This window comes from Corynebacterium sp. LK14, from assembly GCF_008042215.1.
In the GTDB taxonomy this organism is placed as follows: domain Bacteria; phylum Actinomycetota; class Actinomycetes; order Mycobacteriales; family Mycobacteriaceae; genus Corynebacterium; species Corynebacterium striatum.
The window spans coordinates 211,692-226,595 of record NZ_NOVQ01000006.1 but is presented as its reverse complement, the minus strand read 5'-3'; the positions used below and the strand labels follow the sequence as shown (position 1 = coordinate 226,595).

General features: G+C 63.7%; 17 protein-coding genes. 2 read left to right on the top strand and 15 right to left on the bottom strand.

The annotated features are described in order from the left end of the window. The 12 genes from CHU71_RS02345 to dacB are packed head-to-tail and all read right to left on the bottom strand — an operon-like array spanning position 1 to position 10,261. The gene (locus tag CHU71_RS02345) at positions 1-768 is read right to left on the bottom strand and encodes a pantoate--beta-alanine ligase (protein ID WP_100622374.1); all 768 of its coding nucleotides are present in this window, start codon (positions 766-768) and stop codon (positions 1-3) included. Continuing rightward, complete coding sequence (locus CHU71_RS02340; protein ID WP_147760055.1) at positions 765-1,445, bottom strand: hypothetical protein; 681 nt, start codon at positions 1,443-1,445, stop codon at positions 765-767. Before CHU71_RS02340 ends, CHU71_RS02345 begins: the two co-directional genes overlap by 4 nt. Then, complete coding sequence (locus tag CHU71_RS02335; RefSeq protein ID WP_147760054.1) at positions 1,446-2,363, bottom strand: DUF6779 domain-containing protein; 918 nt, start codon at positions 2,361-2,363, stop codon at positions 1,446-1,448. Positions 2,364-2,400: 37 nt separating this feature from the next. Then, positions 2,401-2,865 carry a DUF3180 domain-containing protein gene (locus CHU71_RS02330; RefSeq protein WP_086890703.1) on the bottom strand — a complete coding sequence of 155 codons (465 nt, stop codon included), beginning with the start codon at positions 2,863-2,865 and terminating at the stop codon, positions 2,401-2,403. Then, positions 2,862-3,329, bottom strand: coding sequence for a 2-amino-4-hydroxy-6-hydroxymethyldihydropteridine diphosphokinase (folK, locus tag CHU71_RS02325; RefSeq protein WP_046646067.1), 468 nt, complete (start codon positions 3,327-3,329; stop codon positions 2,862-2,864). Before folK ends, CHU71_RS02330 begins: the two co-directional genes overlap by 4 nt. Then, positions 3,329-3,694 (bottom strand): dihydroneopterin aldolase, encoded by a 366-nt coding sequence (gene folB / locus CHU71_RS02320; protein ID WP_147760053.1) that lies wholly within the window; start codon positions 3,692-3,694, stop codon positions 3,329-3,331. The genes folK and folB overlap by 1 nt, the downstream gene beginning before the upstream one ends. Next, on the bottom strand, positions 3,694-4,590 hold the full coding sequence (gene folP, locus CHU71_RS02315) for a dihydropteroate synthase (RefSeq protein WP_147760052.1): 897 nt from the start codon (positions 4,588-4,590) through the stop codon (positions 3,694-3,696). The genes folB and folP overlap by 1 nt, the downstream gene beginning before the upstream one ends. 2 nt (positions 4,591-4,592) lie before the next feature. Continuing rightward, on the bottom strand, positions 4,593-5,183 hold the full coding sequence (folE, locus tag CHU71_RS02310) for a GTP cyclohydrolase I FolE (RefSeq protein WP_046646070.1): 591 nt from the start codon (positions 5,181-5,183) through the stop codon (positions 4,593-4,595). Further along, positions 5,173-7,425, bottom strand: coding sequence for an ATP-dependent zinc metalloprotease FtsH (gene ftsH / locus CHU71_RS02305; protein ID WP_147760051.1), 2,253 nt, complete (start codon positions 7,423-7,425; stop codon positions 5,173-5,175). Before ftsH ends, folE begins: the two co-directional genes overlap by 11 nt. A gap of 6 nt (positions 7,426-7,431) precedes the next feature. Beyond that, positions 7,432-8,019 carry a hypoxanthine phosphoribosyltransferase gene (hpt, locus tag CHU71_RS02300; protein WP_005529848.1) on the bottom strand — a complete coding sequence of 196 codons (588 nt, stop codon included), beginning with the start codon at positions 8,017-8,019 and terminating at the stop codon, positions 7,432-7,434. A 12-nt stretch (positions 8,020-8,031) separates the two neighbouring features. Then, a complete protein-coding gene (gene tilS, locus CHU71_RS02295; protein WP_049151418.1) occupies positions 8,032-8,997 on the bottom strand; it encodes a tRNA lysidine(34) synthetase TilS in 966 nt (321 codons plus the stop codon). Continuing rightward, positions 8,987-10,261: a D-alanyl-D-alanine carboxypeptidase/D-alanyl-D-alanine-endopeptidase gene (gene dacB / locus CHU71_RS02290; protein WP_147760050.1), complete on the bottom strand. Its 1,275-nt coding sequence runs from the start codon at positions 10,259-10,261 to the stop codon at positions 8,987-8,989. Before dacB ends, tilS begins: the two co-directional genes overlap by 11 nt. A gap of 83 nt (positions 10,262-10,344) precedes the next feature. Here dacB and CHU71_RS02285 point away from each other — a divergent pair, with 83 nt between their 5' ends. Next, positions 10,345-10,818, top strand: a complete 474-nt coding sequence (locus CHU71_RS02285) for an inorganic diphosphatase (protein ID WP_147760049.1) — start codon at positions 10,345-10,347, stop codon at positions 10,816-10,818. A 195-nt stretch (positions 10,819-11,013) separates the two neighbouring features. Beyond that, positions 11,014-11,847 (top strand): endonuclease domain-containing protein, encoded by an 834-nt coding sequence (locus CHU71_RS02275; RefSeq protein WP_147760048.1) that lies wholly within the window; start codon positions 11,014-11,016, stop codon positions 11,845-11,847. Between the two features lie 15 nt (positions 11,848-11,862). Here CHU71_RS02275 and CHU71_RS02270 read toward each other — a convergent pair whose 3' ends face one another. Genes CHU71_RS02270 through CHU71_RS02260 form a run of 3 tightly spaced genes read right to left on the bottom strand, consistent with a single transcriptional unit; the run spans position 11,863 to position 14,875 of the window. Further along, positions 11,863-12,795, bottom strand: coding sequence for a S41 family peptidase (locus CHU71_RS02270; RefSeq protein WP_147760047.1), 933 nt, complete (start codon positions 12,793-12,795; stop codon positions 11,863-11,865). Further along, entirely contained in the window at positions 12,792-14,192 is a 1,401-nt protein-coding gene (locus tag CHU71_RS02265; RefSeq protein ID WP_147760046.1) for an FtsX-like permease family protein, read from the bottom strand. Before CHU71_RS02265 ends, CHU71_RS02270 begins: the two co-directional genes overlap by 4 nt. Then, complete coding sequence (locus tag CHU71_RS02260; RefSeq protein ID WP_147760045.1) at positions 14,189-14,875, bottom strand: ABC transporter ATP-binding protein; 687 nt, start codon at positions 14,873-14,875, stop codon at positions 14,189-14,191. Before CHU71_RS02260 ends, CHU71_RS02265 begins: the two co-directional genes overlap by 4 nt. Positions 14,876-14,904 lie beyond the last annotated feature (29 nt).

Genomic DNA, 14,904 nt, shown 5'->3' with positions numbered 1-14,904 from the left:
CTAGCTGTCTTGATTGTCCAAATTGCGGAAACCGATACCCAGCGGCAGGCCCACGCTGTCGATCAAGCGCACTCCACCCAGGGTGGCGGCGACGAAAAGGCGCGCGTCCCCCTCCGCGGGCGGCTCGCCGAGGTCGCGTCCACGCAGCTCCAGGTACTCCGGCTCCACGCCCGCGGCGCTCAGCACCTCGCTGGCGACCTCCAGCACCTTCTCGGCGCCCGCCTCCGCGGCATAAGCACCGGCGGTCAGGGCGGCGGACAGGGCGCTCGCCTGCTCGCGGGCTCCCGGCGCCACGTCGGCATTGCGCAGGCTCATCACCACGCCGTCCGCCATGCGCACGGCCGGCACGCCCTGCACGCGCACGCCAAGGTGCAGGTCCGTACACGCCTGCTGCGTGGCCACGAGGAGCTCGTAGTCCTTCTCGCCCATGACGACGTCGCTTGGCGCAAGTGCACCGATGAGCCCCACGATGCGGGTCAGTTCTGCGCTCACGTCCTCCATGCCGTGAAATTGCGGGACGACGCGTGTGCGCTCGGGCGTAGCGGGGGCATGCCAGACGACGTCCACTTCCCCCAGCACATCCACATCGGTAAGGTCGCTGAGCGCGACGACCACAACGGCGCCGCGGATGCGACGGGCGGCCTGAATGAGGGCGAGGTGGCCCGCGTGCACGCCCTTGCCCAGCGGCACGAGAACGACGCGGCGGCCGGTCTTGCGGTAGGCGCTGCCCACCATGCGGATGCGGTCGATGTCCTCGACGACGTTCATCTGGTTTCCTCCTGTAGTGCCCACATTTCTAGTTCTTCGCGGTGATAGACCTCGCCCATGCGGCGGGTGGCTTCGAGGTAGGCGCGGCGCATGCCGGGCTCCTCGAGGCTGCGGAACGCGGCGATGACCTCGGAGCTTTCGAGTGCCGTCAGTGCGTCGCCGTGGGCGGCCGTGACATCGGCCCCGTCGCCAAAGACGTCCGCGTTGGCGTCAACCGCGAGAAGAGTCAGCATTTGGGCATAGTACACGCGGGCGGCGAGGGCAGGCCTTTCTATATCGCTAAACGACGCCGCCGTGAACTGCGCCTCCCCCAAGACCAGCTCGGCGACGGTCTCCCCTAGCTCGTCGACAGTGGTCACTGCCCAGCGCTCCGCCGAGTATGGGGCGACTGCGGCCACGACGCAGCCCTTGGTCTCTAGCGGGTCAAGCACCTGCACGCCGCGGGAGAGGCAAGTGTGGAAGACGATGAGACCTTTGTGCACGTAGCCTTCGAGAAGGTCCACTGCCTGTGCAAGGCGCGCGTCCCCGACGGCGACGATGAGGGCCTGGTAGTTGCTCAGTTCGCTAAGGTCGCTGAGCGCCTCGACGGTGTGGCCCGCCGTTCGCATTTCGCCGGCGAGCAAACGGCCGGCATTAGACGTGCCGAAGACCGCTACGCGCATCCGCGGGGCGCGCATCTACTTCTTCTTTTTCATCGCCGCCATGAGCTCCGCCACGGAGACAGCGCCCTCGCGCGCCTCGTCGCTGCGGCGGCGTCCACGGGACTCGGTCTGCTCTGGGGCGCGGTGCTTATGGCTCGCTGGCTTAGGCTGCTGGCTTTCCGACGTCGCTTGCTGCCAACTGTGCTGCGGCGCGGGCGCTTCCGGCTTAGCGTGGGTGGACTGCTGGCCGTCCCAGCGGACGGTTTGGAAGGAAGCAGTATCGAATGTGGACTGCGGCGAGACCTGCGCAGACTGGCCCGCCGGGAAGTGCTGCTTCGGCGCGCTCTGAGGTGGCACCGGCTGCTGGGCGGGCGCCTTTTGTTCATTTCGCTGCTGGACTCGCTGCGCGATGATGTCGTCAAGCGGATTGTGCTGCGGCGTGCGCGGCGCGGATGGCTGCGAGCCAAGGCGACCAGCGACGGCGTCGGCAGTAGGTGCTCCCTTGGAAGCCTGGGTGAAGTTGACCTCCGGCTCGCGGGTCTTTTCCTCCAGCTCCATGATGCGGCGGGCCTCTGCGTGCAGCGCGGCCGGCTCATACGTGAACTCGCGGCCCGACAGCTCCTCGATCTGGGCGCGAATGGAGGCCAGCTCGCGGCGGATCTCCTCCATGATGTCGGAGTCCTGCTGCACCGGCGCAGGCTGACGTGAGCGCTCCGCCTCCAGCAACGCCGCAGACTCGGCTGCCTCGCGGCGGTAACGAACCACCAAGAAGAAGCCCAAGACCGCGGCCCACAACGCCGCGATAAGCGCCAGCTTCAATGCGCTCGCAGAACCCGAAATCAGCATGACCATGCTAGCGATGACGGCCAGAATCACTAGGACAATGAGTCCGATAGAACCAGCATCTGCCTTCTTCGGCGCGGAATTTATAGCATTAGGGTTCGGAGCAGTCATGCCCACTAATCTACATTCCGTAGCTGAAAAAGACTTACTAAGTATTCCCCAGCGCGTCGGGCGGGACCTCACAATGGCGTTCCAAAACCACTCCTGCCACGGACAACGCCACGCCGCCCAGCGCCGAGGTGAGAACCCCAGCCAAGTCACTCGACGCGGCCACCAGTTCGCCCGCGCGCGGGAGCACATAAACCAGCATGCCCGCATAAGCACCGCCGACGATGGCACCCGTCCACGCCGAGGCCTTACCCACCAGCAGGAACTGCGCGATGGTCAGCGGGTTGAGCTGCGATTTGTCCAGTCCAATCCCATGCTCGTCTTCCTTGGCGCTTCGCACTTTCCACGTCAGGAACGCGCACACCAACGCCATAGCCCACAACGAAATAGACACCGTGGCCGGAATGGCCAACATGGAACCGTAAAAGCGGGTGGTCAGGATAGCTGCCGCTGCGGCAACAAACAGACCAGTGCCCACGAGCCAGCCAATCGACGTCCGCTTCATAGCGGTTTCACCTGCTCCACCTCATGCGGGTCGAGCCCTGCGATGAGATCAGCCACGGCAGTATCGCCCAAGCGGGCCTTAGGGTCCGCGGCCAACCACGGCACCAGAACGAAAGCGCGCTCGTGGGCAAAAGGATGCGGGAGGGTCAGTTCCGGGTCTTCGGAAGTAATGCCGTCTACCTGCACGATATCAACGTCGAGCGTGCGCGGACCCCAGTGCCGCACGCGCACGCGCTCCGCAGCCTGTTCCAGGCCCTGCCCGCGGCGCAGCAACTCCATAGGTGTGGAATCCACCTCCACGATGAGCACTGCATTGAGAAACTCGTCTTGGTCCTCCACTCCCCACGGCGGTGTGGAGTACACGGGCGAGGCCGCGACGGTCTCTTCCGCGAACTCGTCAAAGACCGTCTGCAACAGTGCGCGGCGGTCATCCATGTTGGAGCCAATCGATAATACCGCGCGCATCAGCCCATCTTCTTTCGGGAACGCCGTGCCACAACAGCCACGTCAGCGAAGGTGCGCGGAATCGGCGCCTTCGGTTTATGGATGGTCACCTCTACCGCGTGCAGCAGGTCGAATCGCTGCATGATGGTCTCCGCTACCTCGTTGGCCACGGTCTCGATGAGGTCCCGGGACGGGCCCTCCACGATGGTGGCCGCGACGTCGGCAAGCTCTGCGTAATTAACCGTGCCCGCCAAGTCATCGGTGGTGGGGAATTCCGTCCAACAGGTCACGTCCACGATGAAGGGCTGGCCCTCACGCTTTTCCTCCGGGAAGACCCCGTGGTAGCCAAAGCATTCGAGGCCGGTGAGTTCAATGCGATCTGCCATCAGTTGCCCTTTCCATTGGTGTAACTGCCCGTGGCGTTTAGCCCGCCAGAATACTCCAGACCGGCGTTCCAGGCGGCGGCCACGTCCACGGCGTCGCGGGAGACGCCGACCTCGTGAACGCGCACGCCCCACGCGCCCATCTGCGCAGAGATTGCGGTCACCGCAGCAGTGGCCGGGTCCGCGAGAAGCGGCGAGGACTCCACGCCGCGGTCCTCGCGGATAGCAGCAAGGAAGCGCTTGCGCGACGCCCCCACCAGGATGGGGAACTCGCCCTCGAGGAAGCTCGGGAGTGCCTTGAGCAGCGCCCAGTTGTCCTGCGGGGTCTTGGCAAAGCCCAGGCCCGGGTCGAGGACGATGTTGTCTGCGGAAACTCCTGCTTTAAGGGCGGCGCTGGAAAGCTGCGCCAGGCGTTCGTGCACGTCGCGCACCACGTCACCGCCGTGGTCGGCGCTACCAGCCGCGGAACCGAACTGCACGGTGCGCCAATGCATCAGGCACACGGGCAGCCCGGAATCGGCCATCGCGGCGTACATCTCTTTATCCGCGAGGCCGCCAGAGACATCATTGATGAGGTCTACGCCGGCCTCGGCCGCGGCACTGGCCACGGAAGCGCGCATGGTGTCGACGGAGGTCTTGATTCCCTCTTCGTGGAGCGCACGGATCACCGGAACCACGCGCTGCTTCTCGACTTCCGCCTCCACACGTACCGCTCCCGGCCTGGTGGATTCGCCGCCGACGTCGATCATGTCAGCGCCCGCGGCGACCAGCTCGCGAGCATGCGCGAGCGCGGCATCGACGTCGATCCAGCGCCCACCGTCGGAAAAAGAATCTTCGGTGACGTTCACGATTCCCATGACCAAGGTGCGGCCGGGGACGGACAAGTCACTAACTGCCATTGCTAGCTCCTAATGAGGCTCATAACCTCGGCGCGGGATGCGGCATTGCTCTTGAAACCGCCGCGCACAGCCGAGGTTGTGGTGGTAGCGCCTGGCTTGCGGATGCCGCGCATCGCCATGCACAGGTGCTCGCATTCGATGACCACGATCACGGATTGGGCATGGAGGACGTCGACAAGCGCATTAGCGATTTGGGAGGTCAGGCGCTCCTGGACCTGCGGGCGCTTGGCGTACAAGTCCGCCAGGCGAGCCAACTTGGACAGGCCGGTGACCTGACCGTCGGGGCCGGGGATGTAGCCGATGTGTGCCACGCCGTAGAAAGGCACGAGGTGGTGCTCGCAGGTGGAGTAAATCGGGATATCACGCACGAGGACCAGCTCCTGGTGCTCTTCCGCGAAGGTCTTGTGGAGGACCTCGGTGGGGTCGGCGTGCAGCCCGGCGAAGACTTCCTTGTAGGCGCGGGCGACGCGGGCCGGGGTCTCTTGGAGGCCTTCGCGGTCGGGGTCCTCGCCCACCGCAATGAGCAGTTCCCGCACGGCCGCTTCGGCGCGGGCTTGGTCGAATTCTCCCTTAGCTGGGATGTTATCGCTCATTGTCGTCCTTCTTAGTGCCGTTGTAGGGGTTATTCGCGCGCTGTTCCTCGCCGTAGCTGGACCACTGATCGCTTGGTTCCTGCGGCTTGGAGTGGCGGCCACCGACGCGTGGGATCTCGGAGGTGGGGCGATCGCTCGGCGCGGCCTCTTCCGGCGCGAAAAAGGTGTTTTTACCCTCCACCTTGTCGCCGGCGTGCTGGCCAAAGCTGAAGCCAATCTCACCCTCGGCCTGGCTTCCACCGGCAAGGCGGCGCTCGCGGGCCGCGCGGGAAGCCTCCACCAGCGTCATGCGCTTCGGAAGCTCCTCCCCGCGTTCTTTGGCCAACTCGGCCGGGGTCTTAACCGGCTCGCGGCCAGCCTGGCGCGGGAAGCGATCATCTTCGTTCGGGAAGACGTCGAAAGCCGCGCGCGGCTCGATGCCTTCGAAGATGCCCTCCAGGTCCGGACGACGCAGGGTCTCCTTGTCCAGCAGCATTGCCGCGAGCTTATCCAGGTAGTCACGGTTTTCCGCCAGGATGTCATAGGCCTGCTGATGCGCACGGTCGAGCAGGTAGCGCATCTGCTCGTCGATGCGTGCGGCCACATCGTCGGAGTACTCAATGGAGCCGCCACCCATGCCGTAGCCGAATGGGTCGCCCTGCTCCTTGCCGTACTTTACGGTGCCCAGGTCCGGCGAGAAGCCGTACTCGGTGAGCATGGAGCGTGCAATCTTGGTGGCGTTCTCAATATCGGAAGAAGCACCCGTGGTCGGCGCACCGAATACGAGTTCCTCAGCGGCACGTCCGCCCATGGCGAAGACCAAGCGGGAGAAGAGCTCGTCGCGGGTGTACATGCCCTTGTCGTCTTCCTGCGAGGTCATCGCGTGGCCACCGGTGCGGCCACGGGCCAAGATGGTGACCTTGTAAACGCGCTCAATGTCCTTGAGCGCCCAAGCGGCCAAGGTATGGCCGCCCTCGTGGTAGGCCGTGACCTTCTTCTCGTGCTCGGAGATGATCTTGCCCTGGCGGCGCGGGCCGCCCACCACGCGGTCGGTAGCCTCTTCGAGGGCGTCATAAGTAATGACGTTGCCGCCGATACGCGCGGTCAACAGTGCTGCCTCGTTAAGAACGTTAGCCAAGTCAGCGCCGGACATACCAGCAGTGCGCTTGGCCAGCTGCGCCACATCGACTTCCTTGGCCAAAGGCTTGTCCTTAGCGTGGACGCGCAGAATCTCCTCGCGGCCAGCCAGGTCTGGGTTAGTGACCGGAATCTGGCGGTCGAAGCGGCCCGGGCGCAGCAACGCCGGGTCCAGAATGTCCGGACGGTTGGTCGCGGCAATGAGGATGACACCCTCACGGTCGCCGAAGCCGTCCATCTCCACGAGCAGCTGGTTCAGGGTCTGCTCGCGCTCATCGTGCCCACCGCCGGTGCCGGAGCCGCGCTGGCGACCCACGGCGTCGATCTCATCGACGAAGATGATGCAGGGGCTGTTTTCCTTCGCCTGCTTGAACAGATCGCGCACGCGGGAGGCGCCCACGCCAACGAACATCTCCACGAAGTCGGAACCCGAGATGGAGAAGAAAGGAACGCCCGCCTCACCCGCGACGGCGCGCGCCAGCAGCGTCTTACCGGTTCCCGGAGGGCCATAAAGCAGCACGCCGCGCGGAATCTTCGCACCGAGTGCATGGTAGCGCTCTGGGTCATCCAAGAAGTCCTTGATTTCCTGCAGCTCGTCAACTGCCTCGTCCGCGCCAGCGACGTCCGCAAACGTGTTGGTGGGCATGTCCTTGGTCAGTTGCTTGGCCTTGTTACCTCCGATGCCGAACATGCCGCCGCCGTTTTGCTGCATGCGGGACATAAACCAGAAGAGGAACGCGAACAAGATGATCATCGGCAGCAAGAAGCTGACCATGGAGCCCAAGAAGGATTCCTGGGTGACCTTGGTCTGGTACTTCTCCGCCCCGGAGTCCTTTACCGAGTTGAAAATCTGCTCGGAGGCACGTGCCGGATACTTGGCGATGACCTCTTCAACGCCCTCGCGTTCCTCCACCGTGACCGGTTTCTTGAGCTTGAGGCGTACCTGTTGTTCGCGGTCGTCGATTTGCGCCTCAGCGACGTTCTTATCGCTGAGCTGCTTCATCGCCACAGAAGTATCCACCCGCATGTAGCTGCGGGAGTCATTAGTGAAGAAGGTAAATGCATACAGCGCAACCAAAACGAGCGCTGCGATTCCGCCGTAGCGGAGGACATTCTTGTTTTTCATCAGTACCTATTTGTTGGTGTACACGTCAGGGTGCAAAGTGCCGACGTAGGGCAGGTCGCGGTAACGCTCCGCGTAATCGAGGCCGTAACCGATGACGAACTCGTTAGGGATATCGAATCCGACGTCGAGCAGATCGATCTCTGCGCGGATAACTTCAGGCTTACGCAGCAAGGTGACAACCTCGAGGGAACGCGGGTTGCGGCCCTTCAGGTTGCGGATGAGCCACGACAAGGTCAGACCGGAGTCGATGATGTCCTCAACGATGAGAACGTCGCAATCCTCGATGTCGCGGTCCAAGTCCTTGAGAATGCGGACCACGCCGGAGGAGGATGTGGCATTGCCGTAGGAGGACACAGCCATGAATTCCAACTGGGACGGAATCGACAGCTTGCGGGCAAAGTCCGTCATGAAGAAGACGGCTCCCTTGAGCACGCAAACGAGAATCAGCTCATCCTCTGCGTCCTTATATTTAGCGGAAACGCTGTCCGCCATCTCTTGAATCCTGGCTTGCAGTTCATCCTCGCCGATGAGGATTGCTTCGACGTCTTCGCCGTAGGGGTTTGCTGGGACGTTGAAATCTTTCTTGTCGTGCACGCGTGCGCTCCTTTAGTGACCGGACAATAGTGCCAGTTTGCCACCAACGCGTGACACTTCCAACCTTTGCCCCATAGTTTTGATTGTTTGCGGGTAACTCACAGCTACTCCCCCTTGCCCGTGCCAGTCCACGCACAGCTTGTCGACTCCGCGCACAGCCTCCCGCGTCACCTCCACGCCCTGCGCGTTCAGCCACGCGGCGATGGTGCGACGGCGCACCGGCTCAGCAAGGGCAGCGAGCTCGACTGCATCCATTTCGGGCGTAGCGATATCCATACTGACGCTGAGGAACTCGTCGTCGCGGGCGGCGTCGGCAGCCGCCTGCGCGAGTGCTGGCACCACGTCCCCACCGACCAGATCCGTGAGCCGCGGAATGATGTCGTGGCGCAGAGCCACCCGGCGGAAGTTGGTGTCGGAATTCTGCGGGTCGTGCCAGGGCTCAAGCCCCAGTTCCTCGCAGGCGCCGAGGGTCTGCGCGCGGCGCACGGTGAGCAGCGGGCGTACCACCTGCACGCCCTCAATCTCGGCCGTGGGCAGCATGCCGGCGACCTTGCCGCGCAGCGCGCCCAGCAACAGGGTTTCTGCTTGGTCGTCGGCGGTGTGTGCCACGGCAACGGGGGCGTCGGTAGCAGCCGCGAACGCGCGGTAGCGAGCCACTCGCGCGGCGGCCTCCATGGAGCCTTGCTTCGCGACGTCCACCTTCAGCACCCGCGCACGCGCCCCCAAGGTCTCAGCCTGCGCCGCGGCCTTCGCCGCCTGCTCGGCCGATCCGTCCTGCAGACCATGGTCGATGCACAACGCCTCGACGTCGAAGCCCTCGGCTACCAGCGCGGCAGTCAGCGCCAGCGAGTCGGCGCCTCCCGAAAGTCCCACAGCGATTTCCCGGCACGCGGCGAAGTCAGCGACCGCGCGGCGGCAGGCCAGAAAGTTTGGCGAGACCCGCGGCCAAAATGGCGTGCCCGTGAACTTAGAAGTCATGGAGCGCGCTAGCCAGGGCGTCTTGCGCCTTGCGGGCGGCAAGGATGTCTCCGTCGTTGACCAGGAAAGCGAAGGCGTACACGCGGCCGGAGTTGCCCTGCGCAGTGCCGGCCAAGGCGGAGACGCCAGTCAGCGTGCCGGTCTTGGCGCGCACGAAGCCGCGTGCTCCGGAATCGCCATAGCGGGTATACAGCGTTCCGTCGCCACCAGCCAGCGGCAGGTAGCCCAGCAATGGGCGCAGCTCGTCGGTCTCTGTGGCCATGTTCATGATTTGCGTGAGCACCGCGGCCGAAATGCGGTTTTCGGTGGACAGGCCAGAGTTGTCCTTGATCGTCACTCCCGTGACGTCAATCTTGTTAACCTTCAGCACCTCGAGGGTGACCTCGGCAGCACCGGCGAAGCTCGGCTCCTTGCCGCGCGCAATCGCCAGCTCGCGTCCGATGGCCTCAGCCATGACGTTGTCCGAATCCTTCGCGGCGTCCTGCGCGCGCTCAGACAGCGGCGCGGACTGCACCTCGCCCAACACCACGCCGGCCTGCGGCGCAGTGCCCTGGCTGACCTTGTCGGTCCCCAGGCGCTTGGCTAGCGCCTTCGCTAGGTCCTGGGCAGGGGTGTGGCTGCGCGGGACGTCGCCAGTGGTCTCGCCCAGACGACCGCCGTAGAGCATGATGGGCTCCATCGGTGCGACGAATCCCTCATCGACATTCTCCGGGTCCCAGCCCGGTGCCTGCGGGGCGCCCGCCCAGGCGCTGGTGTCGAGAATGACCTCGTCAGCCTTACCCACCTGCGAGGCCAAATCGTCGAGCTGTTCGGAGGTCATCCAGACGTCGCCAGCCGCGCGCAGCACCACGGTGCCTTCCTTCTCCCCCTGCATGACCTGGGTGATTATCCGCTCGTCCTCGTCGAGCGCCAATGTCGCGGCAGCCAGCGTGAGGACCTTCGTGGAGGAAGCGGGCGTCAAGGGGCGCGCGGCATCGCGGTCCCACACGACCTCGCCAGTGGTGGTGTCGATGACCTGCCCGCCAAAGGTGGCCAAGGCCGGGTCCTTGCCCAACTCATTGAGCCTGCCCTTCAACGCCATCAAATCCACCTCGCCTGGCTCCGCGACCTGCAAAGGAGTCACCGGCGCCTCCTGCGAGTAGGGCGTGCCGTGGTCCAGATCGTTGTAGGTGCGCTGGATGTTTACGCCTAGGACAGCCGTGCCTGCAATGGCAGCGGCCATCACCACGGCCGTGCCTGTCCACCACATGTGCTTCGCTTTCATCGCCTTTCACCCTAGCGCGATTGCGCGGCACGGTAGACTATTGGGAGCAATTGACAGACAACTTCCCAATGGAGGAATTCGCAGTGAGCTTGCAAGTTACCATCGAGATCCCAAAGGGCTCCCGCAACAAGTACGAGGTTGACCACGAGACCGGCAAGGTCTTCCTTGACCGTTACCTGTTCACCCCGATGGCCTACCCGGCTGACTACGGTTTCATCGACCACACCCTCGGTGAGGACGGCGACCCGCTCGATGCACTGGTCATCCTGCCGGAGCCAGTTTTCCCGGGCGTTGTTGTTGAGGCTCGCGTCCTCGGCGTCTTCAAGATGACCGACGAGGCCGGCGGCGACGACAAGCTGCTTTGCGTCATCGATGATCCGCGCTGGGAGCGCTACCAGGACATCAACGATGTTGAGGACTCCATCAAGGACGAGATCGAGCACTTCTTCGTCCACTACAAGGACCTGGAGCCGAACAAGGAAGTTACCGGCTCTGGCTGGGGCGACAAGGCTGAGGCGGAGAAGATCCTCGAAGAGGCTATCGCTCGCCACAAGTAATTCACGTTTCTAGGGACGTTTCGATCAAATAGGGCTCAAAATCCGGGGGTTTGAGAGGCCTTAGTTGATCGAAACGTCCTTTTTCTTTGTCACCGCGACAACTCCTCGTTCGTGACGTACGATTCGATCAAATAGGGGGCCGAAAGCAGCGGTTTCTGGGGGCTTATTTGTTAGAAACGTACTCGTCGGGGGCACATGGAAGTTTTCGAGGGACGCGCGGGCACTCGCCGCGCCGCTAAGGGGCAGGCAATCAAGATTTGCCGCGGTCTGTATTTATCTGCGGTGCCAACGCCGCGCGAGCTCGCTGGAATCGTCTCGCGGCGCTGGCCGGACTCAGCTTTAGACGGCTATTCCGCCGCTCAGCAGTATCTTGGCCAAGAACTGACTTTTCCGCTTCACTTCCTGCGTGCAGGAACGATGGCATCAAGCACGTATTTCCGCAGCCGGCGGGCGCGGCCCAAGGCGCTGGGAAGCATGAATGGGGTGAACGTGTGTAGTCCACTCCAATGCGTTGAGGCCATGGCGCAGGAGGATGGCGTGGCCTTCATCGAGGCCTTCTTCGCTGGGCCGCACGGGCGCTCGCGCATCGAGACCGAGCAGCTGGACTTTCGCCGCCTGCCCAAGCACACGCGTGAGGTGCTGGAGAAGGCCATCGTCGGGGCGGATAGCAAGCCGGAACGCGACCTCACCCGGGGCCTCGAGCCCCACGTTAAGGTCCGCAACAACGCGCGGATTGGACCCTACCGTTGGGACTTGGTGCTAGAGGAACACAAGGTTGCCATCGAGGTGGACGGCTATGCGTATCACAAAGGCGAGAACCGGCAGCGCTTCGAGATCGACCGCCAGAAGCTTAACGACGCCATCCAGCGCGGCTACCTGCCCCTCCACTTCACCGCCGCCACAATTGAGCACCACCTTGACGTCGCTGTGCACCAGGTCCTCGCGGTCATCAAAGGGCGGGGCGAGTTCGTTCCTCCGCCGTGGAAGTGGCATCACTACTGGCGGTGGGAAGGCGAGCGTTGCGGCTAGACCGCCGCAACATGCTTAGGAGCCACAGCGGGAAGCGAGCCAGCCGTCGAGCTCCGATTCCGGGGCATCGGGGGCGATGGGGTCCTCGGCGAATTCCTCGCCCGTGCGCGCTTTGTCCTTGGCCGTGGTGAGCATGAGCGAGCGGCCGTCCGGGTAATCCAGAACCACGTTCGCGGAGGCGTAGCCGGCGGTCGGCTCGCCGAAGGTGCGCACGTTGTCCAGCCCGCGGAAGGCCAGGAGGGTGGCTTCGGCGGAGGAGGCGGTTTCGTCGTCGGTAAGCACGGCGACGGGAACCTCAAGTTTGCCGCCCGACGTGGTGGTGGGCGTGCCGCCGCCGGTGACGGAATTGCCGTCGATGACCACGTCAGATGTGCCCATGCGGCTGACGAAGGAGAGCGCGGTGGCATCCGGCAGCAGGGGGCTTAAGCCCGCGTACATCGGGCCCATGTCGCCACCGCCGTTGCCCCGCAGATCCACCACGGCAGCGCAGGCCTCCGGGTGCGCGGTCAGACCTTGAGCGAGTGTGTCGGCATAAACCTGGCCATCATCGTGGCGGCCGATAGACGGGACGGTGGCGCGCAGGATGCCGTCCTCGAAGGAAACCGAGGGCTCGGCGTTGTCGATGGCCTTTTCCTTCTCGGTGTTAAAGACCTTGGAGTGCTTGCCGCCGGCGGCATCGATGGCGGCATCGAGGAGCTCGGCGTTCGTGGGGTCCTTTTTGAAAGCCTCGCGGGCGCGCTGGAATTCTTTGCTCTCGCCATAGATTCCGGAGATCGCTGCGGTGTCCACCATCGCGGTGTTGATGCGCTTCTCGCTGGCGTTGAAGAGGAAGTAGGGCTTGCCCAACAACGCCCCGCCATAGGAGGGGCCGAAGAAATACACGGCCGCGGCCACAGCAACAAGTGCAACAAGAAAGAGTCCACCGAAAATTTTCAGTATAGTTTTCATTCTTTCCTCCCTCCCGTGCGCAGCACGTAGCCGCGCAACGGTTCGACAAGGACAACGGCGAGGAGTGTGACGAGCCAGCCCACTGCGAGGAAGCTGAAGGCCATGAGCAGACGCGCGACGACGTCGACGTCGCTTGAATCGACGCTGGAGAAGAACATCAGCGAGGCGATGCCGCCACCGAAGAGGAAGCCGAAGAAACTCAAGCCCACCACCGGCCCCATGATCGTCAGGGCGCCGGAGCGGAACTGGAAGCCGCGCGGCACGCCCATGAGATCCAGGGAGCGGATGAGCTCCTTGTCCTCAAAAATGCCGGAGACCTGTCCCAGGATGATGGACATGGTGGTCAGCGTGAATCCGAAAATGAGGGTTAATAGAACACCAGTGGAGATGTCCTTGAACACCACGTTCATCCCCGGGTCTTCCTTCAAAACTAGGGCCAAAGCGTCTGCGCCTAGGGGCGCGGCAACGAGGAATCCCGCCAAGTAACCGAAGAAGCCGATGGCAGCACTCCGCCGCCACGCGGGGCGCGCATTACCCGCCACGCGCTGGCAGGCCACGAAGTGCGCGGTACCCGGGAAGAGGGACAAGATGTGCGCGCCGAGCTGAAGGATGAAGGGAGCGATGAGGTTGATGCTCATCAGCATGCCGAACATAACCACGATGACCATAGCAGTGGGTGGGCCCGCCTTGCCGGAGAGGAAAGCCCCGCCGACCGCCACGATGACAAGAAAGACGATGGCGCGCCACCAGCGGTAAGCTGCGGGCATCTGGCGCTTAGCCACGCCCAGCGGGCTTACCCGCACCCGGCGCATGCCGACGAGTGCTGCGCCGATGGCCAGCAGAAAAAGCACACCGGTCACGGCCAGATAACCCCACCAGGGCAGCAGAATCTCAGGCAAAGAAATGGAGTGCATCTGGAAGTCCAGCTGGGTGAAGACCGGCGCGATGAGCAAGCTGATCAGCCCGCCGAGCACGATGCCGATCACCGCCTGGAGGCCCGTCTCCACGATGGCCATGCGCTCCACCTGGCGGGAGCTCAATCCCAACAGACGCAGGGTGGCCAGGCGCTGCTCTCGGCCTGAAGCACCGAGGACGGCTGCCTGCGCGGTCAGGTTAAACAGCGCGGGGAGGATGAACGCGCAGGCCAACAGGGCCAAGGCAAACCACGGGTAAAGGAAGGCCTCCATCTCGTTGCCGAAGGCCTCCTTGAGAGCCGGGGCGGCGTCCTCGACGTGCTGGGCGCGTTGCCAGAACATCCACGTGCCACCCGCAACCAGGAAGGCGATGGCGGAACCAATGGTCAGGCTCACAATGGCCAGTAAGGAAACAATTCCTGTTCCGGAGCGCGCACGAATGGATTCGCGTTGCAGGTCAAAGACCAAAGTCGCGGTGTTCATCGAATCACCTCGAGGCGGCGGTCATCGTGGATGATGCCATCGCGAATCTCTACGCGGCGGTCCATCCAATCCGCGACCTTTGGGTCGTGGGTGACCATGACCATGCTGGCTCCAGATTGGCGCACCACGGTGGTCAGCAGCTGCATGACCTCGTGCCCGGTGGACTGGTCGAGGGCGCCGGTCGGTTCATCCGCGAACACGATGGCCGGGTTTGCCGCCAGCGCACGCGCGATGGCCACGCGCTGGGCTTGGCCGCCGGAGACTTCGGCGGGGCGTCGTTCAGCGAGCTCACCCAACCCAAGCTGGTCCAGCAGGCGCATCGCCTTCTTACGCGCCACCGAGCGCCGCACGCCGCACAGCAAGGCCGGCAGCGCCACGTTGTCCATGTTGCTCAGTTCTGGCAGCAGCTGCCCGTCTTGGAAGACAAAGCCAAAGTTTTCAAGGCGCAGCCGCGAACGGCCGGAATCGCCTAGCGCGGAAAGCTGCGTATCGCCGAAGGAAACCGTGCCGTCGCTCGGGCGCAGAACGCCAGACATGCAGTGCAACAAGGTGGACTTGCCGGAACCGGAAGGGCCCATGACGGCGACGAGTTCGCCGGGTTGAATGTCAAGAGAGATTCCAGCGAGCACGGGCGCCCCGCCGTAATCCTTGGTGATGTCATGCAATGAGAGTGTCTGTGTCATAGTCCTCATTTCACCTTTTCCGGCACCTG